At 39.0% G+C, this 25,185-nt stretch carries 21 protein-coding genes; 4 read left to right on the forward strand and 17 right to left on the reverse strand.

Features of this window, described 5'->3' with window-relative positions; genetic code table 11:
* Nucleotides 1-32 precede the first annotated feature (32 nt).
* From LC419_RS22560 to LC419_RS22610, 11 genes are all read right to left on the reverse strand, one after another.
* Nucleotides 33-3,143 carry a lantibiotic dehydratase gene (locus LC419_RS22560; RefSeq protein ID WP_223609472.1) on the reverse strand — a complete coding sequence of 1,037 codons (3,111 nt, stop codon included), beginning with the start codon at nucleotides 3,141-3,143 and terminating at the stop codon, nucleotides 33-35.
* Nucleotides 3,133-4,338 carry a lanthionine synthetase C family protein gene (locus LC419_RS22565; protein ID WP_223609473.1) on the reverse strand — a complete coding sequence of 402 codons (1,206 nt, stop codon included), beginning with the start codon at nucleotides 4,336-4,338 and terminating at the stop codon, nucleotides 3,133-3,135. Before LC419_RS22565 ends, LC419_RS22560 begins: the two co-directional genes overlap by 11 nt.
* The gene (locus LC419_RS22570; protein ID WP_223609474.1) at nucleotides 4,322-4,486 is read right to left on the reverse strand and encodes a hypothetical protein; all 165 of its coding nucleotides are present in this window, start codon (nucleotides 4,484-4,486) and stop codon (nucleotides 4,322-4,324) included. The genes LC419_RS22565 and LC419_RS22570 overlap by 17 nt, the downstream gene beginning before the upstream one ends.
* 56 nt (nucleotides 4,487-4,542) lie before the next feature.
* Entirely contained in the window at nucleotides 4,543-6,255 is a 1,713-nt protein-coding gene (locus tag LC419_RS22575) for a S41 family peptidase (protein ID WP_223609475.1), read from the reverse strand.
* Nucleotides 6,256-6,355: 100 nt separating this feature from the next.
* Complete coding sequence (locus LC419_RS22580) at nucleotides 6,356-6,580, reverse strand: hypothetical protein (RefSeq protein ID WP_047454104.1); 225 nt, start codon at nucleotides 6,578-6,580, stop codon at nucleotides 6,356-6,358.
* A 319-nt stretch (nucleotides 6,581-6,899) separates the two neighbouring features.
* A complete protein-coding gene (locus LC419_RS22585; RefSeq protein ID WP_223609476.1) occupies nucleotides 6,900-7,532 on the reverse strand; it encodes a DJ-1/PfpI family protein in 633 nt (210 codons plus the stop codon).
* Between the two features lie 204 nt (nucleotides 7,533-7,736).
* Complete coding sequence (locus LC419_RS22590) at nucleotides 7,737-8,738, reverse strand: GlxA family transcriptional regulator (RefSeq protein ID WP_223609477.1); 1,002 nt, start codon at nucleotides 8,736-8,738, stop codon at nucleotides 7,737-7,739.
* 170 nt (nucleotides 8,739-8,908) lie between these two features.
* Nucleotides 8,909-12,394: a DUF2723 domain-containing protein gene (locus LC419_RS22595; protein WP_223609478.1), complete on the reverse strand. Its 3,486-nt coding sequence runs from the start codon at nucleotides 12,392-12,394 to the stop codon at nucleotides 8,909-8,911.
* A 161-nt stretch (nucleotides 12,395-12,555) separates the two neighbouring features.
* Nucleotides 12,556-13,413, reverse strand: coding sequence for a DUF4240 domain-containing protein (locus LC419_RS22600; RefSeq protein WP_223609479.1), 858 nt, complete (start codon nucleotides 13,411-13,413; stop codon nucleotides 12,556-12,558).
* 443 nt (nucleotides 13,414-13,856) lie between these two features.
* The gene (locus LC419_RS22605) at nucleotides 13,857-14,645 is read right to left on the reverse strand and encodes an SDR family oxidoreductase (protein WP_223609480.1); all 789 of its coding nucleotides are present in this window, start codon (nucleotides 14,643-14,645) and stop codon (nucleotides 13,857-13,859) included.
* Between the two features lie 97 nt (nucleotides 14,646-14,742).
* Entirely contained in the window at nucleotides 14,743-15,909 is a 1,167-nt protein-coding gene (locus LC419_RS22610) for a cytochrome-c peroxidase (RefSeq protein ID WP_223609481.1), read from the reverse strand.
* Nucleotides 15,910-16,141: 232 nt separating this feature from the next.
* Between LC419_RS22610 and LC419_RS22615 the strand changes: the two genes are divergently transcribed.
* The 3 genes from LC419_RS22615 to LC419_RS22625 all read left to right on the forward strand — a co-directional run bounded on the left by LC419_RS22615 (nucleotide 16,142) and on the right by LC419_RS22625 (nucleotide 17,940).
* Entirely contained in the window at nucleotides 16,142-16,741 is a 600-nt protein-coding gene (locus LC419_RS22615; RefSeq protein ID WP_223609482.1) for a Crp/Fnr family transcriptional regulator, read from the forward strand.
* A 67-nt stretch (nucleotides 16,742-16,808) separates the two neighbouring features.
* A complete protein-coding gene (locus tag LC419_RS22620) occupies nucleotides 16,809-17,429 on the forward strand; it encodes a hypothetical protein (protein ID WP_223609483.1) in 621 nt (206 codons plus the stop codon).
* Between the two features lie 109 nt (nucleotides 17,430-17,538).
* On the forward strand, nucleotides 17,539-17,940 hold the full coding sequence (locus tag LC419_RS22625; RefSeq protein ID WP_223609484.1) for a DoxX family protein: 402 nt from the start codon (nucleotides 17,539-17,541) through the stop codon (nucleotides 17,938-17,940).
* A gap of 67 nt (nucleotides 17,941-18,007) precedes the next feature.
* Here the strand turns inward: LC419_RS22625 and mug are convergent, their stop codons facing one another.
* Nucleotides 18,008-18,532 (reverse strand): G/U mismatch-specific DNA glycosylase, encoded by a 525-nt coding sequence (gene mug / locus LC419_RS22630; RefSeq protein ID WP_223609485.1) that lies wholly within the window; start codon nucleotides 18,530-18,532, stop codon nucleotides 18,008-18,010.
* 190 nt (nucleotides 18,533-18,722) lie between these two features.
* Between mug and LC419_RS22635 the strand changes: the two genes are divergently transcribed.
* Nucleotides 18,723-19,025, forward strand: coding sequence for a hypothetical protein (locus LC419_RS22635; RefSeq protein WP_223609486.1), 303 nt, complete (start codon nucleotides 18,723-18,725; stop codon nucleotides 19,023-19,025).
* Between the two features lie 361 nt (nucleotides 19,026-19,386).
* On the opposite strand, the gene LC419_RS22640 is transcribed toward LC419_RS22635, so the two are convergent.
* From LC419_RS22640 to LC419_RS22660, 5 genes are read right to left on the reverse strand one after another with little or no spacing between them, the layout of a single operon-like run.
* The gene (locus LC419_RS22640; protein WP_047456049.1) at nucleotides 19,387-19,749 is read right to left on the reverse strand and encodes a response regulator; all 363 of its coding nucleotides are present in this window, start codon (nucleotides 19,747-19,749) and stop codon (nucleotides 19,387-19,389) included.
* Nucleotides 19,750-19,789: 40 nt separating this feature from the next.
* A complete protein-coding gene (locus tag LC419_RS22645; protein WP_223609487.1) occupies nucleotides 19,790-20,362 on the reverse strand; it encodes a chemotaxis protein CheB in 573 nt (190 codons plus the stop codon).
* 10 nt (nucleotides 20,363-20,372) lie between these two features.
* Nucleotides 20,373-21,203: a protein-glutamate O-methyltransferase CheR gene (locus tag LC419_RS22650; protein WP_223609488.1), complete on the reverse strand. Its 831-nt coding sequence runs from the start codon at nucleotides 21,201-21,203 to the stop codon at nucleotides 20,373-20,375.
* Nucleotides 21,204-21,566: a response regulator gene (locus LC419_RS22655; protein ID WP_306666593.1), complete on the reverse strand. Its 363-nt coding sequence runs from the start codon at nucleotides 21,564-21,566 to the stop codon at nucleotides 21,204-21,206.
* A 3-nt stretch (nucleotides 21,567-21,569) separates the two neighbouring features.
* On the reverse strand, nucleotides 21,570-25,181 hold the full coding sequence (locus LC419_RS22660; protein ID WP_223609490.1) for a response regulator: 3,612 nt from the start codon (nucleotides 25,179-25,181) through the stop codon (nucleotides 21,570-21,572).
* Nucleotides 25,182-25,185 lie beyond the last annotated feature (4 nt).

A 25,185-nucleotide genomic window follows, 5' to 3' on the forward strand; every position in this document is an offset into this window, starting at 1 on the left:
GGTGGACTTTCAATTATTTTTGAATTATTTATTTATACAACAGGAGTTTCTTTCACCGATGTCGTTTTATTCAACTGAGTTTTATAAAACTTCAGCATGAAATTATAAATCACAAGTTCCTGCTTTCTGTGCTGGGAAACAAGCAGCCTGTTAAAGAACATATGAATTAAGCTTCCCACATAGCTGTTGCGGTCTTCCCTGCCCTTTTCACTTAAAAGATTATCAAGTGAGAAAGAATTCAGGAATGAATCAAACAGTCTGTAAACATTGGCTAATTCATCATTTTTCAACCCAATAGAGCTGTGGATCGACTGTTCGGATGCTTTATATTTTGTAGCAATTACTTTTGTCAGTGCTTTATTGGAATTGAATTCCTGATTGAACTGGCTGCTCAGCTGAGTGAAAAATTCCATTTTACCGTCCAGTGTATACGCAAACTTATCCAACAGTTTATCTATGAAAACAGTTCCCGCCAGCCAACGGTCTTCAAACCCGATTTCGTCAAGCTCTCTCAACAGGAGCATGATCATGGTGCTTTCTTTCCCGAAATAGGTTTCAGAAAATTCAATACCGGCATAGTCATATCTTTCAAGCTCTCTTTTGTAAGTGGTGATCTCAAATGACTTGATGATATCCTGCTCGATATATTTACCCATCGCTTCCCGGATATGGGCAAAAAGATCATTGTAGACTTCATAATTTTTGATAAAATACCTCAGTCTGATATGGTTTCCGTTTTCGTTGTACCGTATAAAGAAAAAGTTGTTGATCAGATCTTTTTCAAACAATTTTCCGTTCAGTTCAAAAAGCTCATTCCTGATCAGAGAATCCATCTGCTGCTCGCCGGTATAGATATTCATATATAAACATTCAGACAGCGGGGATAGCTTGGAACGATTACCGGAAAAGTCTTTAAACTGGAAATTCTGCTTTTCATCCTGTATGATAACCGGAATCAGGAGCTCAGAATAAAAAGGTTTCTTATCCGCATTCACAACATTGGAATTTTCCGTAACCAGATCTTCCACTAAGGTAATTTTCCCTTTTTTCGAGATCATAGAAACGAAAAGACGGATAAAAACTTCAGAGGAAAGATCAAACAGAAGTTTGTTGTCCCCTTCCACCAGATAAACATGGTCCGGAATTTTCCATTCTTCTTTGAATTTTTTGAATTCTGAGAAAAGGTCTTCTTCTTTTGCTTTTAAAAAGGTAAGATCGACCTGATTCAGATTCCAGGCTGCTTCTTTGACGATTACTTTTTCAATTTTTACACGAGGAGTAAATTTCGCAAAGGAATCTATAAAGCCCCATGAAAAACTGATCGAGCAGTCCCACTGAACCTGAATGAGCGACAGAAATCTGTAAATATGGGATAGATTCTGCAGCTGGAAATTATGAGAATTACTCAAGCGGGGAACGATGATCTTCCCGGTATTTTTATTTCTTAAAATCACCTCTTCACTTCGTATGGAAATGGTAATATCGGATAATTTTATGGTATTTTTTCCTGTATCAGACGGGGCTGGAATATTGATCAGAATTTCGTCTTTCAGATAATTTTCCCTCACCACTAGATTTCCATGCCTTAAACTTGGCAGATCTACAATTTCAGCGTATTCTACCGAATCATGCAGGTTTTCGTATTCTATCTCTACGATTTTTTCGGCCAGTTTCTGTAACTTTTCAGAACCATGGGTAAATCTCCCCATATTATTCACCGCACTGGACCCGAATGCCCCGTGAATAGCTGTTACCGTTTGATTCTGCTGATCTTTAAACAGAGTCATATTACAGTTCAGAGTCTGACTGAAAACCCTCGAGTAGGAAGGTTTGAACTTTGCACATTCTTCTTTCGTCAATACAACCTCGCTTTTCCCGAACTGAAGAGCATGCTGGTATTTGCTGAACAGGTATTGATCAACTTCTGTGAATTTATAATCCTTTCCGCCTCCGGTCTGAAAAAGAATTCCATCCAGAAATGGTGTGGAAATACTGCTCACGCGATCCGTAAAAATTCCGAGCTCCGGATCAATCACATGCAAAAGCGGAAGTTCCGATTCGCCGTATTTATCTTTAAACTCCTCAATAAACTGGGTCAGTGAAGGATCTTTTTCTTTCCGTCTGGAATTCAGGTGGGAAAGTGAAAGAAGCGTATTTCTTACATTGTGAAAGACTTTGCTGCTGATCTCCGCTTCACCGTCTCTGAAACTGGTTACATCGATATTCTGCATTTCATTCAGGAGCAGATTTTCAAGTTTTTCCGATGATCCGGCTTCTGATTCTTTGATCACGGTTTTAAGATGATTCTGAAGTTGAGTTACCTCTTCAATAATTTGATTCAGCGTTTTTTCCTTATCTTTTATTGAAATAACTTCGTCATTATCTTTAAACTGTTTTAATTTTTCTATGAATGCCTCTACATAATGATTCGTGGCAGGTGACGGAAAAATATCCATCAACAGAACATTATTTTCAATCAGTTCATAAAGATATTCTTCTACTTCATCACTTTCGTAGCCTTCTTCCTGAAGTTTTGCGGAAAGATCTTCAAAATAGATTCCCTGCCCGCTTTCTGAAAAGATGTATTCCAGCACATCGTTGGAAGCTACCGATGACAATCTGTAATTCATCGAATACGGCTTGATATACAGTTCATTATACCGAATATCATCAGCAATATTGAAAGCTGTTTGATTAGGATACAGAAAGCTGTACTTCCAAAGGTTTTTACTGCTGCTGATTTCCCTGCTTAATTCGTAGATATAGCTCAGGCTTATTCTCATACGGATTTCGCTCTCCTCTATCTCCACGGAAAACGAGTCACCACCTTCTTTAAAATCGCAAACACCATAGGTAGAAAACAGCCCGAACGGTGTAGACCTTGAGCAGTAGCGCACATAATATTTTACATAGCTGAAAAACATTTTCTCAGGAAGGTCTTTGGTCTCTATGGCTTTTGTAATTTCCTCAAATAAATTTTTTGTGGCATACAGAAGCGCCAGTCTGAAGTGTCCTGTAAAAGTTTTTTCCACAAACTTCAGTCCGTCTGTAGCAATATCTTTGATCTCACTGATAGGTTTAAGATCATCAATAGACCCGATGGGCGTCCTGAGGATCATTTTATCTATAAATTCAATGTTCATGGTCTAGTAAAAATAGTTTTTCTAATGGGTTTTTATAGTTTTCATGAGTTACAGCATACAGCTGTAGCAGCAGTCCCGTGCGGCCTTCGAGGATGGTATCCTGTTCTATCCAGCCTTCACTGCCCAGCCATGTTCTCATGCCGGTTTCCGGATGGCTGCCAATGGTAAGGGTATCCCGGGTCCAGAAATCTGTCGCTTTTTTAAAGGCTTCATTTCCTGTAACCCTGTACAGATATTGGTACATCATGATCAGCCCGGAACTGCCGTGGCATAAGAATACATCTACAACACCTGTTTTTCCGTATTCTCTTTCCGTGGTTTTTAAAAGTATTTTTTCAGCTTCGGAAATACTTTCTTCATTTCCCATTGCTTTGCCGTAATGCAGCATTGCGATCCCTACACTGAGGTCACCATAACACCAGGCCAGACGGCTGCTGTCGGTGGCTATACGCTCTCCGTCACGTACAGTGATGAAATTCGGGAAGCTTGAACCGTCGTAATCTCCCTGTACAGATCTGATGAAATTATAGGATTTATCCAGCATTTCTCTAATGATTTCCTTTTCAATACCGGCCGTATATACATTGCTGAGCAGACTTATGATACTTGGAATTCCATGCGCAAAACCAAATGAAAAGCCTTCCACTTTACTGTAAAGACCTTTTGAGATCCAGGCTATTTTGTCTTCGTCTACCGGCACAGACAGGGATTTCAGCAGGTGAACCACCGTGATGATTCTGTCTTTTATTTTATGTTTAAAATCATTATCCGTGCTAAATGAATACAGCTCCAGACATAAGAACAGAACACCCATAAAGCCATGGAGATAATCGAAATTTCTTTTTCCGGCATAGTATTCGAGAAGATCATCGGCATATTCGGGAAATTCTTCGAAGGATTCTTCAATTGGTTCGTCAAAATATTTATTTTTGGTAAGGTAAAAGATCAGATAATAGATCCCCACAGAACCGGAGCATAAAGAAAAAACCTTGTCATCCTGAAGTCCGTTGAGGGATTTATCCAGATAATATTCAAACTTTTCAAATGCCTCACTGTCGTTAAAAAGCTTATGTTTTTCAAAATAATACAGGGCCAGCCCTGGATATCCGGTGAAAATGCCCAGGTCTACGATATCTTCCTTAATTTCTTTTTCGCAGATCTCAATCAGCTTTTTCAATTCATCTTGTTTTTCCATGCAGCATTTTTTTTCTGATCAGATACGCAATATAATAGATCACCAACAGCACAATAAACAGGATCAATGTCCCGAAAGCCACTTCCATGGTTGATTCGGAATTCCTGTATATTTCTATCAGTGAAACAGTTTCATAGTCTAGGTACATCAATAAGTTTACCGTGATAAAACTTATCAAAAAAAGGGTTATAATACGTTTGGTTTTCATAGTTTTTTGTTGATATAATTAATCGCTTCTTTCAGCTGGATATCCTCACCTCTAAGCAAGGAAGCTGAATTTTCCTGAATCAGAATATCAGGTCTGATTCCCGTTCTCTGAGTGGTACTGTTATCAGGCAGGAGCACCCCTATTCCGCTCATCCGGATCTTCGTTTTTCCGGGTAGTTTGATCACCATTACATTTCCATTGGTTCCTGCTGTATAATCGCCTAAAGTAACTGAATTTTTTATTGATTTCATAGCCAGAAGCATGCTTTCGCCCTGACTTTGGGTATATTCGTTGATCAAAAGAACAACAGGTCCTGTATAAGCGTCTTTTTTTGAATCAGGAATATGCATTTCATTTTCTATAGTTCTCATCATTCCCGGATATATGACATCAGCCCGATATAAATTCATGGTTTGAAAAGGTCTGGTATCGAAATACTTGAGGAAATCTACGGCTATTTCATTAGGATAAGCCCTTAAATCAAAAATGATGGCTTTAGTCTGTCTTATTTTCTCAAAAGAAACCCTGAAATTCCCGGAAAAAATATCATTGATTCTAATGTATCCGATATTCCGGTCTATAATTTTAGACACAGCCTTTCCGGCATTGTTTTTATATTCTTTTTCTTCAGCCTCTCTTGCCGTATTGATATGCGTTAAATGTTCCTGAACGGTCATCATTCTGTTTTGCCTTGTAATCTCCAATTGAACTGTTTTCTTTTTGGAAAGTAGCAGTAAACGATTGATATCACGGCTTAAAACAATATCATTGGAACCTGAAGTTTTCCTTTTTAAACTGTCCTGAACCAAAATAACATCCTGTCCGTTAATGGCCAGTATTTCATCTCCTTTCTTCAGTGCGCTCTGAACAGAATTGATGATGAAACCTTTTACAAAAGTTCTTCCTTCTATGGTTTTTAAAACAACATTTCCTACATATTTTCCTTCATATTCATCAGAATCCCCCATTTTGACCGCAACATGGCTATCCATTAATCTGGAACCGAATAACTGAACCGCCGCATAATATGCCTGCTCATTTTTAGCATTAATGAATAGAGGCAGCATTTCAAAAAAGACCTCATTCCAGGTTCCTGAAATAGTCTGAAAATAAGGATAATAATAACGGGTAATATTCCACAGCTTACACAGGGAAAGGAAACGTTTTGCAGGTGTTGTTTTTGATTCATCAAAAAATAAGGAATCATCTTCAAAATTTAACTCTCCATTATTTTCAGCCGTCACCGTCCTTTCACCGGAATTCCGATAAGATGCAGCAATAAATTCTATTAAATTCTTCTTATTTTCCGGGTTAATGATTCCGGAAGTTTCAATCCAGTTTTTATCCGGTAGAAAACCGATGTAGGATTGACGGGCTTCGGACTTATTATGTGCGGGTAACTGAAGGTCCCGGGAAATTAAATGATTAAGATCTGCTTTGCCCGCCATGATTTTTTCATAGACTTTGATAAGCGAGGCATCGGAAGACAGCATAAGATCGCGATCGGATGAATGGTATTTTATGGCCCCCCAGATTTTACACAATTCCAGCAGCTCTTTCTCTTTTCCTACCGCGGAAGAATCACTTATGATATCCGGAATGTTATTGTAGAAAAGGACTGTGCCTTCTTTGGTGGTATTTCTTTTACTGAAAAAAAAGATCCCGATCAAAACCGAAACAAGAATTCCGAAAAAAAATTTGATTTTCATAAAATTAACGGCTAAGAAGTTCCCGGCAGTATATCCATATAAAAACACAGATGATCTGTTAATTAAAACAAATCATCTGCAGCAAATAGTTAGCTATTTTTTACCACTTCGTACTGTGGAAGAAACCACACCATGTACAAGCTTTTCTGAAAGTTGTAGAACCTCCGTCAAAACACTTGTCATTAAATGTTGGGGTATCAAAATCTTTGGAAACACCTACTTCCTGTTCCAATTCTAATGCACCTCCTTTTACAGAGCTCTGCTCTACTTTTGTTAACTCATTGATAACTTTCTTATCAAATTTAAGTTTTGTTAATTTTTTCATGGTTGTTAATTATTTTAATTGCAGAACAAAAATAAAAAAATATTTCACATATAAAACAAAAAATCACGAAAACGGGAAGAATCGAGCCGGTCAAAGTTATCAGTAAGTTTCTGTTACGAGGCAGCTTCATAGAACATTCAGTTTCCGAATTCACTTGTATTAAGCCACAGCAAAGGGAAAAACAAGAATTGATAACAATGAAAAATGAATATAATTCACAGAAAAATCTTACTGAAAAATATTAAAAAAAATTTCAAAATCTGCTTAAATAAAGGTGATCATCGGCTTTTTGATTACTTTTTTGTTTAAACGGACCTTTCTATTTATCCGAATTCGCATGCTGATATTCAAAAAGCGCTACAATTGTATCTACAGCTTCCTGCCCCTGGTGTTTTCCAATCAAATATAATGCAGCATCTATTCCGGCTGTAATTCCGGCTGTCGTAATACGTTGTCCCTGATCTACATATCGTACTCCCCTTTTGACCATACTTTCCGGATTGTGCTGTTCCAGTGCGTCCAGCAGCATACTGTGAGTGGTGATCTCATGATGGACAAGAATACCTGTTCTGGACAATAGCATACATCCTGTACACACTGTAAAGATCGTTGTTCCGTCTTCATACTGATCTTTTACCCACTTCAGTACTGTGCTCTGAAAAACGTCATCCTGAAGATATTTCATCACATGTTCAGGATTGGTTCCAGGAATCACGATCATATCCGGTTTCAGACAATTTTCAATGTCATACGTTGGAATAAGCGCCATGGTATTGGCTTCAGCATATACAGGCTCTCTGGTTTTCCCCACCGTATAGCAATGGTAACTTCCGGGGAATAAAGCATTGGCCTTTACAAAAACATCCAATGGACCGTTCAGATCCAATACTTCTACCTGATCATAGATTAAAAATGCGGCATTCATTGTTTTGGTGTTTTCTACATCTTTCATAATGTGATATTTAGAGTTAAATTGAATTTTATGTTAAGAAAATAAAAACCAGGATTGGAAGCTGGAAGAGGGAGGACAGAAGTTACTATTTGGCATTCTTTTAAATAGTTAGGATGTCCTTATCAAAGTTCAAAATTTTCACAAGAATATTGTTCCCCGAAGCTATTTTTCGCGGTCAATGGTAAATTCAAAAAAATAAAATGATTATTCGGTTCCTTTAAAAGCCTTTCTGTACTGGGAAGGAGAAAGGGAAATGTGTTTCAGAAACAGCCTTCGGAGCGAAACAGAACTTCCAAAACCACATTTATCTGCAATCATCTCAATACTCAAATCTGTAAATTCCAGCATATTTTTCGCCTGGTCCAGCCTCATCTTTTCCAGAAACCGTCCGGGCGTCAATCCGGATTCTTTTACAAATACCCTGGAAAAGTTTCGCACACTCATATTGACGGCTTCGGCCATATCTTCTACTGAAATATGTTCTCCGAGTTTATGTTTAAGCAAATCCCTGACTTCTTTGATGAAAGGGCTCATCATATCATAATCCGGCAGGGCATTTCCGAACTGTGGCTGAATCCCCGGTCTGTGCAGATGCAGAACGAGATGACGGGCTACTTCCGAAGCCGTCGCCTTACCAAAATCTTCCTCCAGCAGCGCTAATGCGAGATCCATCCCTGAAGTAACGCCTCCTGAGGTATAGATCTGCTGATCACGGATAAAAAATGGATTGACATTCACCTCCAGTTCAGGATAAGACTTTTGTAGTATATCTGCAAATTTCCAGTGCGTCGTTACCTGTTTCCCCTGAAGAAGACCGGCTTTGGCGAGTACAAATGCTCCGGTACAGACTGATCCCATCCGTCGTACTTTCGGGGTTAATTTTTGGAGAAAAGTATAAATGTCTGTATTCAGATCATTCAGAACAGCAAGGTCCGTTCCTCCAACCAATAAAGTGTCTACAGGAAAATCTATATCATAAATGGTATGGCTGCACATAATCGGCATTCCGGAACCTGAATACAATATTTTCTCTGAAGTTCCCGATAACAAATGAATCCTGTACCCGGAATAAGGCTGCTCATTGACCATAAAACGATTGGCAGATGTAAACACATCACAAGGACCTGCAATATCAAGCAGCTGTACCTGCGGCAGTACCAAAAGCACTATATTTTTCGTTTCTGAATTGTTTTCTGCTGTCTTCATAGCTCATTCCTTGTGGTACAAATTTACAGATAAAGCATTCTGTCTGCAATGACAAAAAAGATACCGTTTCGGCCAAATCTCTTATTTTTTATTTAGTTTAAATTCTATACAAAAAAGCCCCCAAATCGAAATTTGGAGGCTTTTTGATATTATGGAAATACTTCTCTAGTTTATTGTGTCACCTTAATCATAGCTCTGGTAATCTGATCTTCCTTTTCTTTTGAATAAGTGGAATCAAAAGGCTGCATTACATCAAACAGATATTGATAGAAAGGGGCAATCTTCTGCACATTTTCAGATTCCTTCATTGCCTTTTCTTTTCCCATTTGTTGCAATTCTTTAATGAAAACATTGAACTTTTTATCGATAGGTTCTATGGATTTCACCAGATAGGCATAGGCTTTCTCATTCTGACCAATTTTTTTATAAGCATCTGTGACTGCGGCTACGACCATAGAATATTCCATAGGTTTCACCCGCATTTGTCTGGCTGACTGCTTCTGGAATGCAGGAGAAAGACTCAGATAATAATCATATTCTTCAAAAATTTCTCTCTTAAGGATTTCGGCGAGCTGAAGACCCTTTTTCTCCTGTCCTGTCATGATATACCCTGTCACAATGGAACTCAGCGAACGCGGATCATTGTATTTTTGGGCCGGAATTTCCTTTGAAACCAGATCCAAAATCTCCAGCGCTTTTCCTTTCTGTCCATTTAAAGCTAATGCTGAGGCGGCTCTTCCTGCCGTCATTCTGTAAACCATGATATTGGATGTCGCGGCTTCATCATAATGAATACTAAGGTCTTTAAAATTTCCCCATCTGAAATTTTTCACCACATGATAAAGAGCATTCACATCTACCCGGCCCATATCACCATCCGGCTTAGGAGCGGTACGAATAGGCACGAGTTTGTAGCTGAATCCTTCAAATTGCAGGTATTCATCCAGATAGAAAATATTTTCGCTATCATAAACTCCTCCGGAAGAAAAGTTGATGGGACGTTTCCAGTCGAAATTCGCAAGCATATCCAGCATCATGAGGTTGTTTTTGTAAAGGGTGTTGCCTTTATAGGTGATCAGAATCTGGTTCACGACGTTCGGAAGATCGTCCTGGGTGATGATTCCAGCCTTTAATGCATTTTCCTTATTCACCGGAAGGATGAATTTATTAACGGGAAGAATATTGTATTCCTCAAATTTTTCTTCTCCGAAATACATTTTTAAAAGATGGTCTTTTTCAGGAGATTTGAACTTCAGAAAATTCACCGCCTCTTTCAAAGTCATAGAATCCTGCGTAAGGTATTTTCTAAAGGCCCCGAATTCCGTATCCGGAACGCCCTGTTCTTTTAACATAGAGAAAACACCTTCCCAGTCTTCTTTTTTCATCATATAAATCTGGTCGTTCACACCGTCTCTGTAATCATCATGGCTCAGTTGAGTAGGAATCCCCGTTGCATTATACGTTTTTCTTTTCACCTGGTCAATATACCATGGAGTTGCTAAAAGCGTAAAGTTGACCGTTTTTACATCATCCCGGAAGCGTTCCGTCTCCTGAATAGCCCACACCGGGAAAGTATCGTTGTCTCCGTAGATGAAAATAATATCATCTTTAGAAAGTGATTTGAGGAATGAATAAGCATAATCCCGCGCCGCTGATTTTTTGCTCCGGTCATGCGGTACATAATTCTGGAAACCCATCATAAAAGGAACGCCCAACAAGATGATACCTAAAACTATATTAGCGGTATTGGATTTTACTTTGGACTGGATCAACCATAAAATAGAGCCTGCTCCAAGTCCGATCCAGATGGCAAATGCGTAGAACGAGCCTACCATCGCATAATCTCTCTCCCTTACTTCAAAAGGCTTAACCCCGGTGTAAAAAACAATTCCGAAGCTTGTTAAAACAAATAGTGAAAGAAGTGCATAGAATCTTCCAAAGTCTCTGTTCAGCTGGAAGAAAAATCCGATCAATCCTAATATTAAGGGTAGAAAGAAGAATTTTACGGTGCTGTCATTTTTGAATTTAGCCGGTATCTTGTCCTGATTTCCCAGCAAAGCGTTATCTATAAAAGGAATCCCCGAGATCCAGTTCCCTCTTGTGTTTTCCATTTTTCCTTCAAGGTCATTCTGTCTTCCCACGAAGTTCCACATCAGGTACCTCACGAAATAATACCCGTTCTGAAAGGTGATAAAATAATCCATATTCTGAGCCAATGAAGGCTTTTGAACATTAATCAGGTTATAAGGTTTTACTTTCAGATAATCTTCTGCTGTAATGGATTTATCTTCGTATTTGGATCTTAATTCATCGAAAATTTGTTTTGCCTGAGGATTGTCTGCCACCTCTTCGTTATCGTAATTGAAGGTAAAATCCGGAGCTCCGTACATCGAAATATAGTTGGCCATGACGTCTTTATCCTGATTGAACATTCTTGGCAGTAAGCTGATCTGAGATTTGCTGAAAACATAGTTGAAACGGTCTCCGGTTTTTCTGTACGTTCCGGTTTTCTCATCTTTTTCGTAGATTTCCCCTGTTTTGGTGGTTTTGAAGCTTCCGTCTTCGTTTTTCTCAATTCCGTTCGCATCAAGGAAAGCGGTATAATTTTGCCCATAAATGGTTGGCCAGTCACCATATTGTTCTCTGTTGTAGTAATCCAGCATACCGATTGCCGTATCCGGATCATTAAGGTTCATCGGAGGATTGGCATTGGCTCTTACGGGAATCACCATCCAGCATGAGAAACCAACAACCATGTACACTACTGATAAAGCAATTGTCTGATATACATTTCTTTTAGCTTTTCTGGCATATTTAATCAGGAAATAAGAGATTGTAGCCATCAGAACAAATGCGGCTACCGTTCCCGAGTGGAAAGGCAGTCCAAGTCCGTTCACGAAGAATATTTCAAGTCTTCCGAACATCGTCATGATCAATGGGAAGATAATTTTGAAAACAATGATCAAAATTCCCAGTGTGATCGCATTGGCCCAGATAAAGTTTTTCCAGGTGAATTTGTAATTTCTTGCGTAATAGACCAGACATACAGCCGGTACTGCAAGCATACACATCATGTGAACCCCAACGGAAAGTCCCAGTATAAAGAAAATAAGAATGACCCATCTTTCATTATCCACCACTTTGTATTCGTTTTCCCATTTGGTCACAAGCCATACCAGCAAGGCGATAAACATGGAAGCCATGGAATACACCTCTCCTTCCACTGCAGAAAACCAGAACGAATCTGAGAAGGTAAAGCACAATGCCCCAATCGCTCCGGCAAAAAGAATGGAAATTTCCTGATGTTTGGTTATTTCTTCAAAGTCTTTATTTAAAAGCCTTCTTAAAAAATGGGTAATAGTCCAGAACAAAAACAGAATGGTGAATGCGCTGAACAATGAAGACATTGAATTGATTACTATGGCATAATTCTCTTCATTCCCCAGTGCCAATATACTGGCCACAGCACCCACAATCTGGAATAAAGCGGCTCCGGGAGCGTGCGTTACTTCAAGTTTGGCAGCCGAGGAAATATACTCTCCACAGTCCCAGAAACTGAAGGAATGCTCCATGGTGGAGAGATAAGTCATCAGGGCAATTGTGAAAATCACCCATCCTAAAACGGTGTTCCATTTTTTAAAAGACCAGTTCTTCATATACTATGTAATTTCAATACATAGTAAGACAACCCAGACAGGTGAATTATTACATCCTTATTTAAATATAATTGAATTCCGAAAGAATTTATTGATTATTAATTCTGAATTCAGCTACAATCATGCAAGATCACTCTCTGCATTATTTGTTCAATCTGATATTAGTTACTCCTTAATTGACTTATTTCTTCTACTAGTTTCGGATACATTGTATGTAAATCGGCACCTCCTTTCGGTTCACGGCTCATGCTTCGATCCATGCCATCGTAGTCGTTTTCAGGGTATAATTCATATACCGTATCTTTTATGATGGATTCTTCATCGTCATGGTTTTGGGCATACGCATCATCAGCGACGTAAAGCAACCCTTCCGCCCAGCAGTCTCCAACATTAAAGCTGTATTTCCCGCTTACAAACGACTGAATATCTGATTGTATGTCATCAAAAAACTCTTTCCCTTTTAAGATCAGCCAGCATCTGAAATAGATAAATCCGTCATCTGAAAAATAGTCATCAAAGATATATACTCCATTTTCTTTCTTAAAATCACATTCAAGAATGATTGAAAGCTCAGCGATTTCAGCAGTATACAGTTCACTAAGCTTTTCCTGTAGTGTTTTTTCAAAAAGGATCATTCTCTCCTTTCCGAACTTGGATAAATAATCGGTTAGGTTTTCAATATGTTCCTCAATGTCATATTCGCTCCAGTGGGCTTTTTTAAATTTGTTGGATTTCTCAATGGCTTCCCAAAAATAAATATCTGCCTTTTCATTATCCGAAAGCTCAACTTTCTGAGGAATGGCATCATTTTCCTGAATTTCAGTGTAGCCTTTTTTTATTTTCTGATTAATCAGCTTTTCAGATTCCAGAATACATTCTTTTTCGTCGGCATATTCTTTAACTGTTTCCCGGCCTTTGGTTCCGGTTTTCCCAAAAGATATTTTCTGTACATTTCCGGAACACTCAATATTCCAAAATTTGTCGGACAGTTCTTTCTGGTTGATAAAGTTTCTTTTCATAGGAAATTGTGGTGGTATTTTTATTAAAAGAAAGTGAAACTACGAAAAAACATCGGAACCGGAAGGGAAGAATGGCCTGATGATGCCGGTTTTTAATGAATGCTTAGTTTCATTTGGATATCTACTACAATCTTGAATAGCTCAGTGTATCATTGAGAAAAATACCAATAGCTTTTTTAAAGTAAAGGTAGTTAACAACAGATTGCACGGATTTACGCAGATGATTATGTTGATTCCTGTATGTTTCGGGGGGATTTTTTTAAAACGCAAAGATTTAATGCTAAATATAGAGTTTCAAGGAAGGCAAAGAAGTGTGACTGCGTCACTGAATAAGAGAACGTTTTTTCATACGCTTCATAGAATCAATTTTAATTGATTCTTTCCTGTGCATCCCTAAAATATAAAAGCATAATATTCAAATTTTGTGTTTAAAACCCTCTGAATCAATATGTATTATTCAGTCCCCCATCTAAAGGAATACTGGTCCCGGTAAGATAAGATGAGTATTCTGACGCCAGGAAAGCTGCCAGATGGCCATACTCTTCAGTTTTTCCAAGTCTTTTCATTGGAATTTTATTTTCTCTTCCTTTTTTGATTTCTTCCTGAGATTTCCCGGTCTGTTGGGCCTCATGGCTGATCAGATTCTGAATACGCTCCGTATCAAAATATCCGGTTAAAATATTATTAACCGTGATCTGATGTTCCGCTATTTCATTGGATAATGTTTTGGCCCATGCAATCACTGCCGAACGGATGGAATTTGAAAGGGATAAATTATTGATCGGTTCTTTTACAGACAGTGAAGATACATTGATGATACGTCCGCTCTTCTGTTGAATCATATGTGGCAAAGCGAGCAGTGTTGTCTCACAAACCGTTTTAAAAAGAAGATCAAATGCTTTCTGATAATCATCCACGCCTTTATCTACAGCCAAGCCCGGTTCCGGACCGTTGGTATTATTAACCAGAATGTCTACAGAATGACTTTCAAAATAATTAGAAATAATGGTTTTGTAGTCCTCAAAATTGGAGAAATCCGCCACGAGATACTGATGCTTCTGATTAGGATTGATGACCGGAAGTGATGCTACCACGCTCTTAAGTTTCGTTTCATTACGCGCCATGACCGTAACATTAGCACCGCATTTGGCGAGTTCCAGGGCTATTCCCAGACCGATTCCCTGGGTGGCTGCTCCTACTAAAGCATTCTTTGAAAAAAGCTGAATATTCATGAATTGATGGTATTACTGAGTGATTACAGATAAATGTAGCAAAAAAGCTTTACATTCTGGTCAATGAACCATTAATAATTACGGATTTAAGCTTTAATTACTGAGGAAGTGCAGGAGGATGGACTCTTTCCGGTTTCGTAGATAAAGTCCGTAGAAAAGCTTCCAGCTGAGCAATTTCTATATCAGTGAGATCCAGTAATCTCACAAAACTTGATTTTTCCGAGGAAAGTGTAATGCCCTGGTGAACTGTTGAGCGTTTTTGGGAATGCTCCGGATTTCCTCTGCTGTAAAACTGAATCACTTCCGTAAGTGTCGTCATAGAGCCATTGTGCATCCATGGTCCTGTCCTTGATACTTCACGAAGACCCGGTACACGGAATTTACCGGCATCTTCAGGTTTCTTTGTTACCAGATATCTTCCCAAATCTTCTCCCTTTGAACCTAATAAAGAAGTCCCGACATTTTCAAACTGATTATTGGAAAAATACCCTGAGCTGTGACAGTTCATACACTGCGCCTTGGTTCTGAAAAGATGCAGTCCCATCAACTCATCATCAGAATAAATTTCCGATTTTCCATCAATAAACTGATCGAATTTTGAAGTTCCGCTTTTAATCGTTCTTTCAAAAGCAGCTATGGCTTTGGAAATCCTGTCTTTTGATACTTTTTTATCGCCAAAAGCTTTTTCAAATAATAATTCATATCCTTTGATTCTGGCAATTTTTCCGGCTGCGAGATCAATGTGCCCGCTCATTTCCCTTTCGTCACTGATTGGCATTTCCGACTGTTCTTCGAGAGATGCAGCACGTCCGTCCCAGAATAGAGATTTTGCGTACGCTACATTGAGGATACTCATCGCATTTCGGATACCAAGCTGTCTATCATGCCCGAAAGAGAAGGTTCTGTTATCACACCACCCCAGTTCCGGATCATGGCAGGAAGCACAGGCGATCTGATTGGATTTGGAAAGTCGTGGATCAAAGAAAAGCGTTTTTCCCAATACTGCTTTGTTTTCAGAATAGGGATTATCTGCGGGAAACTGAATGTCAGGAAGATGACCTATCTCAGCAAAATAGGGTTTTGCATCCGGGTCTAAGATCGGTTTTGGCCATTTTGAAGAATCTCCGGAAGAATATAATTTCCTCAGTTCGGCAAGGAACGAGGCTTTTTCTCTGATCTCCTTCTGAACACTGTTGCTGAAACAGTTATTCAAAAGGGAAACCGTAAGAAATGCAATTAATATCCAGCTTAGGACACTTTTCATGAATCATGGAGTTTCCGCAAAAATAGGGAAACTGGATCAATTCATTTAAACAGATATTGTTTATTTAAATTTTAGTTGCTCAATTCATTGATTTTAAACACGAATGACACAATTTTTTAAGCCTGATATGTAAAAATATGTCACAAATAAAAGGTACTGTATAATTCAATCTGCAATGTTTGAAAAGGACAGATTTTAATATTTACTTACTTTTGCAGACCGCTATTTTATTATGGATACAGATACAATACTTTCACAGTTAACAGTACATTTCCGAGAGATCATTACGTTGGAAGAGGCAGATATTGAAGCCATCATTCCAGCATTAGAAATTATACACCTCAAAAAAAAGGACTTTCTGCTGAGTGAAGGACAGGTTTCAAAACATATGCGTTTTATTGTAAAAGGCAGTCTTTATGCCTATTATCTGGATGAAAAAGGCAGAGAAAACACCACCCAGCTGGGTATTGAAAACTGGTGGGTGAATGATCTGTACAGTTATCTGAGCGGGCAGCCTTCCAGAATGTTTATTCAGGCCAATGAAGAAACTACCGTGATACAGATCAGCAAGGAAAATCTTGAAATGCTGTATAAAAAAGTTCCCGCCATCTCTGATTTCTGGCGCCTGAAAATGCAGACTGCTTACGTTACCCTGCAGGAACGAACATTCGAGCATTCAAGAGTTGATGCTTATACCAAATACAGGAATTTTGTTTCTTCCTACCGTAATATCGAGCAGCGCTTCCCACAGTTTATGATCGCTTCCTATCTGGGAATTACCGTTGAATACCTGAGTTATTTACGAAAAAAACACCTGTCTGACGTTTCTTAAGATTTCTTAAGTTGATTCCGTTCTGCCATGGATAATTTTGCTCCCAGAATTTCAAACGAGTAAAATTATGACGGCAAAATATGCAGCTGCACTGGCTCTTGCATCGGCATTATCCGGGCTGGATGCACAAAAAATTTCCTATACCCCTGATATTGTTGTGGGACACCGTTCCTATACCTATATGCACAATATCAATTATCAGCTGAATGAACAACTGAAAATCAACAACCTTACTTTATTTGACACTGAATACACCAGGGATAAAGACAACATATTTTTCATAAGAAATACATTATCCTACAGCCTTCATAAAAGGTTTAACGTGAATGCTGCTTTCGGAATGAAAAATCCCGGGGCTTTTTTCAGTGTCTATGCACAATACAAGATCACCGGTCCCTCCTATTCTTTTTCCTATTCTCTGGGAACTACCTATCAGAAAGGGTTTTCTCTTGAACAGTCTGTATCATTGGAATATGCTCCTTACCTGAAGGAGAACCTTCAGGGGTATTTTAGTGTGCTGGCGATCGGAAATATAGATGACAGCGGCTATCCCAGAGGGCTGCAGTTCGTCAGACTAGGTTTGAAGCAGGATAAAATGATGTATGGTGTTGCCACTAATTTTGACCAATTTAATAATGCCAAAAAGACCCTGGAAAATATCGGAGCATTCGTAAAATATAATTTTTAAGTAATACAGGAAGACTGGAACTCAGAAGCAGGAAGAAAGAAGTTATTGAGCCAGCCTCTCTGATTAATAATAATAATAATAATAATAATAATAATAATAATATAACAACATGAACAGAAACATTGATTTAGGACTTTTTATCACCAGAATAGCTATCGGATTTCCGATGCTGGTTTATGGAATCAGTAAACTGATACACGGAGTCGGGTTTATAGAAAATATGATGGTACAGCGGGGTCTTCCACCCTTCTTTGCTTATGGTGTCTTTATGGGTGAAATTATAGCACCGGTTATGATCATTGCGGGATTCCGTATAAGACTGGCGGGATTGATTTTTGCAGCCAACTGTTTTACGGCAATTATCCTTGCACAGACCGGCAGCCTATTCAAACTTAATGAATTCGGAGGATGGGCGCTGGAACTCCTGGCGATCTATATGCTGGTAGGATTAAGCTTCTTTTTTGCCGGCGCTGGAAAATATGCAGTTTCGACGAAAAGTAAATGGGATTAAGGTCAATTTCCAATGTGAAATGTATAATCCATGGAAGAGACTGTCTCAGGGCAGTCTTTTTCAGTTTTTATAGTAAAGAAATCCTTTTCTGCTCATTTTGAATTTCAACATAAAACCCACTATAATATTCAACCAAGTCATCTAATGAAAATCCACGGTTCAGGCCGCTCGTATTGGGCAGAACCCAAACGATGGAACCACAGAAATCTTCAGGCTGCAGCCCCCATGAAATCTGCTTCTTTTTGGAGAACGCCTGGTACGCAGCTTTACCGAGAAATACAATATATTTCGGATGAAATTCTGTTATTTTCACTTTAAAAGATTCTAATGAACTGTCAAATTCATCTTTTGAAAGCTCATCGGCTCGGGAGGTTGCTCTTGCTACAGCAGTCGTGAGTCCCAATCCGAAATCCAGAATACTTCTGTCATTCTCCGCTTCAATCTGGTATGGGGTAAATCCTGCCTGGTGCATTACTTTCCAAAACCGGTTACTTCTTCCCGAAAAATGGTGCCCGTCTTCAGCAGATTTCAATCCGGGATTAATTCCGCAAAAAATAACAGTAAGGTCTTTGGCAATAATATCTTTTAACATAAATATGAAGCTCTACTTGTATGGATCCGAGTTTTCAAAGGTCATTCTGAAAACTTACCACAGACAGCAAGATAATATTTATTTTAAAATATACAGTGATCATCTCTGTTGTCATTGATTATCAATTAAAAAAAATTTAAAAAAACAATTATGGCATGAATATTATTGTATATCATCTAAATACACCAAGATGGAAAATATGTTACAAAATATCGACCTGATCCATCGGTACCTGTCAGTCAGTATAGCAGATCAGTTTCATATCAATGTGGATTTGGAAGGTGAATATATCTTTACACAGAATATTGTTTCTAAAAAGATCATCATTGCCACTACATTTACAGATAAAATACTGTCTGATCGTCAGTTGAAATTATTTTTATCAGCATTGATTACTGAAATTAATAATGGAAGATGTACGTTTGAGCTTATCCGTGAAAGGATCAGACATTATGAAGAAATAAGGCGGCGGCCTGCCAGAAGGATTATTTAGAAAAAAATCCCTACAAATGCTGTAAGGATTCTTTTTTGTATTATAATTGTTCGGATAAGAGTTGATTCTTTATTTCTTTATATGTTCTTTTGCCTTGAAGCAAAATGAACCAAAAATTCAAGACTGGAAACTTCCACTAAAAATGAAATCTGTTCTTTAAAAATTCTAAAACTCGTGCGGTAGCAATCTATGTTTAGAATCAATATTGATCCCGCACTCAAACAATAGAATTTTTTTAACGTTCACAGAATTCATTTTCTTAACGTTCCATTTTCCAGGTCGCATCCAGACCATTTTGTAACCTAAAGGTTTTACAAACAAAAGCTCTTCTTTGTTAGAAATAACAATTGATTTCAATCTATTATTTTAAATATTTAGCCACTTTATCTTCCAGATCATCCAGATTAAACGGTTTTGCCACATAATCATCAGCCTGAGCTTCCTCAGCAAGTCTCACGATATCATTGTTGGCCGTCACATAGATGACAGGAATAGATTTGAACTCATCATGACTTTTTAAAAGTTTAGTAGCCTCTACTCCGCCGATCTTCGGGATCCAGTTGTCCATAAGAATAACATCCGGCTGAAACTGCGCCACTTTTTCCAATATGTCATGAGATGTTTCTGAAATTTCGACCTGATAACCATTCTCTTCGAAAATGATGGTAATAACTTCTAAAATAGTTGTATCATCATCAAAAATCAAAATTTTCTTTGTACTCATAGTAGTTCTATTTAAATCTTAAGTTTATTTAATTTCTTTTTTACAGCTGATTGATATAGTCCGCCAAATTATCAGGCTTAATGATCAGATCATAGTCAACTTCCTGGACCGCATGTTTGGGCATATAATCAACCTCTGCAGTTTCCGGCTCCTGAATCCAGACTCTTCCTTTGTTCTTTTTAATAAATCCCAAACCTTCCACGCCATCAGCATTGGCTCCTGACAGCAAAACGCCGACAAGATTTTCACCATATACTTCCGCCGCAGACTTGAAGGTTACATCAATTGACGGGCGGGAATAGTTCATCTTTTCTGAAAAATCCAGCGACATCATTTTTTTGTTTTCGAACAGCAAATGATAATCTGCAGGGACTATATATATTTTATTAACTTCAATCTCCGTTTTGTCATCCACCTCGATCACTTCCATCGGAACAAACTGCTGCAGTAAGGTCTGTAAAACATTGGTTGAGGATGCTTTACGGTGTACGACCAGCAGTATGGGGAAACTTAATTCGGTTTTTATTTTTTTCAGCATTTCCAGAATGACCTGCAGGCTTCCTGCTGATCCTCCTATCACTACCAATTCTGTCTTTGTGTTTTCAGGTTCCATGGTCAATATATTAGATGTGCTCTGTTTTTTTCCAGATTCGCTGGTCATCGACCTGGTGGTATACTTTATCCAGTTTTGAAAATCTCAGGGTTTCCTTTGATCCTAAAGCCAGATATCCCAAATTTTCAAGGCTGTTGTCAAAAAGTTTAAAAACGCGCTCCTGCAGTTCCCGGTCAAAATAGATCAGTACATTTCTGCAAATGATCAGCTGGAAACTATTGAAAGAACTGTCTGAAACCAGATTATGAGTGGATAATATCAACTTTTCCTGTAAGCTTTTATCAAATCTCACACTGTCATAATTAGCCGTATAATAATCTGAAAAATCCTTTTTCCCGCCGGACAAAATATAGTTCTCCGAATACAGCTTCATCTGCTGCAGAGGAAAAACCCCTGCCCTGGCCGTTTCCAAAACGGTAGGATTCAGGTCTGTCCCGTAGATCAGTGATTTGTGGTAGAGATTGGCTTCTTTAAGCAAAATAGCCATTGAATAGGCTTCTTCCCCTGTAGAGCATCCCGCCACCCATATTCTGATCAGCGGATACGTTCCCAGCTGCGGCAAAATTTTTTCTCTGAGCTTTTTAAAGAACAGCGGATCCCGGAACATTTCGGTAACGTTCACCGTGATTTCTTCTACAAAACGTTTCAGGTATTCGGGATCATTGAGAACGGTGTACCTCAGCTCCGCGAAACTGGTGAATCTGTCGATCAGACAAATCCGATTGACCCGGCGTTTAAAAGAAGCTCTGCTATACTCAGAAAAATCATACCCATACATCTCATAAACATCTTTTATCAAGTATTCTACTTCTTCATCTTTTACGATACTTGGTTCCAGCATTTATGACAGTTTTTCGATGGCAATCATTAACTGGTCTACGTCCACAGGTTTTGAGACATAGTCCTGAGCTCCCACATCCAGGCATTTCTGACGGTCTTCCGGCATGGCCTGAGCTGTAACGGAAATCACAGGAATCTGGCTTATAGACGGTGTATTTCTAATCATTTTGATGGCTTCATATCCATCCATTTCAGGCATCATCATATCCATAAGGACGATGTCTATTGCCTTTTCTTTTAATATCTGAATGGCTTCCTGAGCCATTGTACAGCTTTCAATCTGATATCCTCTTGATTTCAGCGTCAGCTTCAGTGCAAATATATTACGTGGATCATCGTCCACAATCAAAATCTTCTTATTCATCATTTAACTTTCATATAACCAGACGCGTAATAAGGACAATAACTGATCGATATCCACCGGTTTTGAGATATAATCCGAAGCACCTGCCACGATGCATTTCTCACGATCCCCGATCATGGATTTCGCTGTCACTGCGATGATAGGAAGCCTTGTAAACATCGGCATCTTTCTGATTTCTCTTATGGTTTCATAGCCATCCATTTCAGGCATCATCATGTCCATTAAAATTACGTCTATGTCTTTATGTTCTTTGATCTGCTCTAAGGCGTGTTTTCCGTCCATTGCCACCACGACTTCTACTTTATATTTCTCCAGGGCTTTCGTCAGAGAGAAAATATTGCGGACATCATCATCGGTAATCAATATTTTTTTCCCGCTTAATACTTCTGTCAGCGAACCTAAAACTTTGTTCCTTACCGTTTCAATAGAGTTGTTTTTTTCTTCCACCAAATGTAAGAATAAACCTACTTCATCTAAAATTCTTTCGTAAGAATGAGCGGTTTTTACAACGATTGAATCTGCGTACTGCTTGATCTTAAGTTCTTCGGATTTGGATAAACTGTGTTCCGTAAAAATAATGATCGGCAGGTTTTCCAGTCCTTCGTGGCTCTTGATGGACTCAATCACCTTGTACTCGCTGCTTCTTGAATCTCCGATATCTAAAATCACACAGTCGATCTGGTCTGAAGTCAGTGCTTTAACACTGTCCTCCACATTATTTTCTACGGATAAAGAGATATTGAAATTGCTCAGGTAGTATGATAATGCTTTGGCATGTTTGGCATTATGCTCCACGATCAAAACTTTTTGTGGAGACATCAGAAGGGCGTCTTCAATTTTCTTGAACACATCTGTCATTTTATCTAAGGCCAGCGGTTTGTTGATGAAATCAATAGCTCCTTTCATCAGACTCTCTTTTTCAAGCTGAAGGACAGACATCATGTGCACCGGAATATGTTTTGTGGCAGAATTGGATTTAAGCTCATCCATTACCTTCCAGCCGTCTTTTACAGGCAGCTGAACATCCAGTAAAATCGCCTGCGGATGGTACTGAACCGCTGCAGACAATGCATAATCTCCTCTTACCACTACAACTCCTTTATAATTGTTCATACGGGTATACTTGAGGAGTGCTTTCGCAAAATTGATATCATCTTCTACGATTAAGATCACTTTATCCTCAGCTGTAATTCCATCACGGTCATCATCTACATCTTCAGGAATTTCCAGATTCTCTAAATGTAATGCCGTGGAAGCTTCCGTATCTTCCAGGATATTCTGGATCTCTTCCACATCCTCACGAATGGTAGCCACCAGATGTTGATCGTTTTCCGGCTGAATGACTTCAGAAACTGCTGTTATAGGAATAATCAGGCTGAATTCACTTCCTTCATCCACTTTACTTTTCAGGGTCAATTCTCCTCCGAGTAGTCTTGCAATTTCACGGCTGATGGACAGTCCTAATCCGGTACCGCCAAATCTGCGTCTTGTAGAACCATCCGCCTGCTGGAATGCTTCAAAAATAATAGCCTGTTTCTCTTCCGGAATCCCAATTCCTGTATCTTTTACACTGAAAACAATGAAGTCCCTGTTTTCTGTATCTTTTCTGATGTTTAAACTGATGCTTCCTTCCGTCGTAAACTTGATCGCATTCGACAAAAGATTACGCAATACCTGATCTACACGGAGCCTGTCCGTCTCAATGGTTTTTTCAACCTCTTCATCCACATGAATATCAAATTTGATCTGTTTTTCCTGAATAATCGGGTTAAACAGACTTCTCAGATCTCTGATGACATCATTCACCACTACATCCTGGTATTCCAGGGTCATTTTACCGGATTCTATTTTGGCCAGATCTAAAATCTCATCAATAAGGGTCAGCAGGCTGCTTCCTGAGCTCTGGATCACTTTTGCAGATTCTACCTGATCTTCGTTTAGATTTTCGTCCGGATTTTCAGCCATCAGTCTGGAAAGAAGCAGGATAGAATTCAGTGGCGTTCTCAGTTCGTGAGACATATTGGCCAAAAACTCAGATTTATATTTGGTGCTTAAAGCAAGCTCTTCCACTTTTTTCTGGATCTCACCGTTTCTCTGGGCGATCATGTGGTTTCTTTCTTCAAGAAGTCTTGAACGTTCTTCCAGTTCGGCATTGGCCTGCATCAGCTCTTCCTGCTGTACTTTAAGCTCTTCTTCGGAGGCCTGTAATTTTTGGGTCTGGGCTTCCAGTTCCGTGTTCAGGTTTTCCAGTTCGGAATGCTGTACCTGCAATTCTTCAGACTGCGCCTGGGTTTCTTCCAGTAACTGCTGTTCTTTTTCGCGGCCTTTTGCTGCATTTAATGCAATACCGATATTTCTGCTGCATTCTTCGAAATAGTCTAGTCTGTCCTGATCGAAATCTGAACCGGATCCCAATTCGAGTATGCCGATACAGTGTCCGTCTGCATGGATCGGAAGTAATAATATCCCGTTTATTTTTATTCTGCTGCTGGCGAAACTTGCTACAAAATCCTCTTCAAGAAGATTGTTGTACACCTGCATTTTTTCATTTGTAAAGACCTGTCCTACCATTCCTTCTCCCGGTTCGAAAGTTTTCTTCATGGTATTTTCCAGGCCGAAAGCCGTACTCAGCTTAAGGGTTCCTTCATCAAACAGGTACAAAGCTCCGTTAATGCATTTTCCGTATTCAACAAGCTGGTTTAAAGAGGCATCGGACACTTCTTTCACGGATTTATTTCCTACTAAAGATTCGTTCAGTAAAGCAAGACCCTTCTGACGCCAGTCACTTTTATTAATCTTATCAAAAGACTTTTTCAGTGAGTCAGTCATATGATTCAACGAATCTACTAGATCTCCTAAATCGTCCTCTGAATTATCCACCACCTTCTGACTGTAATCACCATTAGCTACTCTATTGGCAATCTGCTGAATAGCGCTTACACGTCTGCTTATTTCCAGGTCTTTTGCACGTAACTCACTTTCTAATTTATCTCTTCGGATCAGATCTGCTCTCAGTTTAATGTAGAAGAAAATAGTAACCACTACCGCCGCTATCGCCGAAAAGACGATGAACATCACAGTGGTACTGGATGAACGGTTGAGATCTTTATTTTTAATATCAAGCTGCGTTTCTTCATATTTGACGAAATCGCGAACGATCTGACGGCATTTATCCATATAGCTTTTGCTCATCAGGATCTGCTCTTGCGTCATAACCGTACCGTTTCTTCTGTTCTGAACAAACTGCTTTAAATTATCTATATTGGTATTTACATTTTTTTCTAAAGCATCCAGACGCTCAAGCTGATTCTCATCGGTAATATCCAAAGCCTTCACACGCTCAAACGCCTTTGAATATTCACTTAAGCTACGATTATACGGCTCCAGGAAGTTTTCTCTACCTGTAAGTTGATACCCTCTGTTTCCGGTTTCGGCATCGAGTAAAGCCACGAGAACATCTTTTACAGCCGTTATAGATTTTCTGCTTTGAGACAGGCTTTCGCGATGATCCATCTGTTTCTGGATACTCATATAGGATGCTACTGAACTGGCAATCAGGATCAGTAACGATAATGCGACCCCAAACTGAAGATTTCTGATTATTTTTTTCGGCATGAGA

This window comes from Chryseobacterium sp. OSA05B, assembly GCF_019970065.1.
Taxonomy (GTDB): Bacteria; Bacteroidota; Bacteroidia; order Flavobacteriales; family Weeksellaceae; genus Chryseobacterium.

Excerpts from the sequence above, each read along its gene's own strand:
- LC419_RS22560 (WP_223609472.1), bottom strand. The coding sequence starts at position 3,143 with ATGAACATTGAATTTATAGATAAAATGATCCTCAGGACGCCCATCGGG.
- LC419_RS22565 (WP_223609473.1), bottom strand. The coding sequence starts at position 4,338 with ATGGAAAAACAAGATGAATTGAAAAAGCTGATTGAGATCTGCGAAAAA.
- LC419_RS22570 (WP_223609474.1), bottom strand. The coding sequence starts at position 4,486 with ATGTACCTAGACTATGAAACTGTTTCACTGATAGAAATATACAGGAAT.
- LC419_RS22575 (WP_223609475.1), bottom strand. The coding sequence starts at position 6,255 with ATGAAAATCAAATTTTTTTTCGGAATTCTTGTTTCGGTTTTGATCGGG.
- LC419_RS22580 (WP_047454104.1), bottom strand. The coding sequence starts at position 6,580 with ATGAAAAAATTAACAAAACTTAAATTTGATAAGAAAGTTATCAATGAG.
- LC419_RS22585 (WP_223609476.1), bottom strand. The coding sequence starts at position 7,532 with ATGAAAGATGTAGAAAACACCAAAACAATGAATGCCGCATTTTTAATC.
- LC419_RS22590 (WP_223609477.1), bottom strand. The coding sequence starts at position 8,738 with ATGAAGACAGCAGAAAACAATTCAGAAACGAAAAATATAGTGCTTTTG.
- LC419_RS22595 (WP_223609478.1), bottom strand. The coding sequence starts at position 12,394 with ATGAAGAACTGGTCTTTTAAAAAATGGAACACCGTTTTAGGATGGGTG.
- LC419_RS22600 (WP_223609479.1), bottom strand. The coding sequence starts at position 13,413 with ATGAAAAGAAACTTTATCAACCAGAAAGAACTGTCCGACAAATTTTGG.
- LC419_RS22605 (WP_223609480.1), bottom strand. The coding sequence starts at position 14,645 with ATGAATATTCAGCTTTTTTCAAAGAATGCTTTAGTAGGAGCAGCCACC.
- LC419_RS22610 (WP_223609481.1), bottom strand. The coding sequence starts at position 15,909 with ATGAAAAGTGTCCTAAGCTGGATATTAATTGCATTTCTTACGGTTTCC.
- LC419_RS22615 (WP_223609482.1), top strand. The coding sequence starts at position 16,142 with ATGGATACAGATACAATACTTTCACAGTTAACAGTACATTTCCGAGAG.
- LC419_RS22620 (WP_223609483.1), top strand. The coding sequence starts at position 16,809 with ATGACGGCAAAATATGCAGCTGCACTGGCTCTTGCATCGGCATTATCC.
- LC419_RS22625 (WP_223609484.1), top strand. The coding sequence starts at position 17,539 with ATGAACAGAAACATTGATTTAGGACTTTTTATCACCAGAATAGCTATC.
- mug (WP_223609485.1), bottom strand. The coding sequence starts at position 18,532 with ATGTTAAAAGATATTATTGCCAAAGACCTTACTGTTATTTTTTGCGGA.
- LC419_RS22635 (WP_223609486.1), top strand. The coding sequence starts at position 18,723 with ATGGAAAATATGTTACAAAATATCGACCTGATCCATCGGTACCTGTCA.
- LC419_RS22640 (WP_047456049.1), bottom strand. The coding sequence starts at position 19,749 with ATGAGTACAAAGAAAATTTTGATTTTTGATGATGATACAACTATTTTA.
- LC419_RS22645 (WP_223609487.1), bottom strand. The coding sequence starts at position 20,362 with ATGGAACCTGAAAACACAAAGACAGAATTGGTAGTGATAGGAGGATCA.
- LC419_RS22650 (WP_223609488.1), bottom strand. The coding sequence starts at position 21,203 with ATGCTGGAACCAAGTATCGTAAAAGATGAAGAAGTAGAATACTTGATA.
- LC419_RS22655 (WP_306666593.1), bottom strand. The coding sequence starts at position 21,566 with ATGAATAAGAAGATTTTGATTGTGGACGATGATCCACGTAATATATTT.
- LC419_RS22660 (WP_223609490.1), bottom strand. The coding sequence starts at position 25,181 with ATGCCGAAAAAAATAATCAGAAATCTTCAGTTTGGGGTCGCATTATCG.